This window comes from Moorena sp. SIO3I6, from assembly GCF_010672095.1.
In genome coordinates, this window is the sequence record NZ_JAAHHU010001156.1 from 1 (window position 1) to 1,618 (window position 1,618).

The following is a 1,618-nucleotide window of genomic DNA, read 5'->3' on the forward strand; positions in this document are numbered from 1 at the left end:
AATTAGCTAAAGGTAAGCATTCAGCTAATGCGCTACGCCCACGCTACGCAAACAGCTTATGTGCTACGCACACGCTACGCGAACAGCTTATACGCTACGTCCCAACGTCGTTCGCACAGCGTGGCCAAAGGCCAAAGCCTGTGCCACGCTACGGGAATGGCTGACGGCTGACAGCTGATGGCTGAATGCTTATGAATGCTTATGATTTACTGAAGACACAAACCCCAAAATACCATTTACAAATTACCAAATTGTTGAAAGATCTAACACAAATCCTGGCAAAACATCTTCCCCAGACATAGTATCAGGATTGTTGAGAATTTCTACAGCTTGATGGGGACGATAAATTTCAGTCTTTCGCTGTTTTCGGTTAATCAACCAGCCAAGTCTTGCCCCGTTTTCCATGTATTCTCGCATTTTGGCACGGGTTTTTTCGAGGGAATCGCTAGGAGACATTAACTCAACTACGAAATCGGGACATATCGGGGCAAATCTTTCTTGTTCAACGGGGGTTAAAGCATCCCAGCGCTCTTGCTGAACCCAAGACGCATCAGGAGAGCGGTCTGCACCATTGGGAAGTGTAAACCCAGTGTTAGAGTCAAACACTTTACCCAGATTGTTCTGGCGACTCCAGGCTTTAAGTTGATAAATTAGATCAGCATTTCGTTCCCCTGTGGTGCTACCTGTAGGTGACATAATAATTAATTCTCCAGTCGCAGTGCGCTCAAATTTTAAGTCGCTGTTGTCGTGACACAGTTGCCAGAATTGTTCGTCCGTTAAGTCCAGTTTTAATTCTAGAGTAGGGGGTAAGGAGATAGTGGTAGTTTTCATGAAAACTGTCTATAGCACTACGCGCTACTGTTAGGACAATACTATGATAGAATAATGAATATCAGAATAATTGTAAATAGTCTGACAGGGGGACATAAAGCTTATAACGTACACAGTGCAAACTCTATAGCCCGCTCACCCTTCTTGTAATAATTGAGCCAACGACGGTTAATTTCCATGCATTTCGTCCACTATTTTTTGGCATAATCCCCTTAAGAAAAGCCACGAATGCTGATGTAGGCCAACATAAAAAGCGGACGGTGCGCTTTCCAATGGGCGAGTAAATCGCCCTTGGGTCGCACCGCTATGTTGCCGTTGTCCACTTGATTGGGTTTCTGGTCTGACCACATATTTTTGAATTCCCATTCGCTTAATGTGTCGCCCTTGGAGAATCGCACTGGTATAGGCAATCGCCACAATAATCATCAGTTTTGATAGATACTCACCACTCAGCCAACGACCCTTCAAGACTATAGCCTCCCGACTTGAAATCTCGCGCACATTGTCTTGATGCAGTCGCTCATGGTTTGAATTTACCGTAAGATAGGGTCGCCTTATTAAAAAATATTTAACCCTTTTCTGCATAACCTGCTAACTATAAAGGCTCCACTATCTAAGGTTTTGTCTCCGGGGGAAACCCCCAAGACCGCGCTGCATCGCTTCCTCTATTGAGAATCGTCTTTGGTAAGCTACAATAGCCGGTTCAACATCATCAAAGTTAGTCAAAATATACCAGGGTTCTTTCGTCTTAAATCCCTGGTAAGTCCGCTTCCACTTACAGGCTATA

The 1,618-nt window shown here is 44.5% G+C and carries 2 protein-coding genes; both read right to left on the minus strand.

Annotated elements, in window-relative coordinates; translation table 11 throughout:
- Window positions 1–243 precede the first annotated feature (243 nt).
- Window positions 244–831: a Uma2 family endonuclease gene (locus F6K49_RS47190; protein ID WP_293022066.1), complete on the minus strand. Its 588-nt coding sequence runs from the start codon at window positions 829–831 to the stop codon at window positions 244–246.
- 168 nt (window positions 832–999) lie between these two features.
- Window positions 1,000–1,332: a hypothetical protein gene (locus F6K49_RS47195; protein WP_293109420.1), complete on the minus strand. Its 333-nt coding sequence runs from the start codon at window positions 1,330–1,332 to the stop codon at window positions 1,000–1,002.
- Window positions 1,333–1,618: the final 286 nt, after the last annotated feature.

Excerpts from the sequence above, each read along its gene's own strand:
- F6K49_RS47190 (WP_293022066.1), bottom strand. The coding sequence starts at position 831 with ATGAAAACTACCACTATCTCCTTACCCCCTACTCTAGAATTAAAACTG.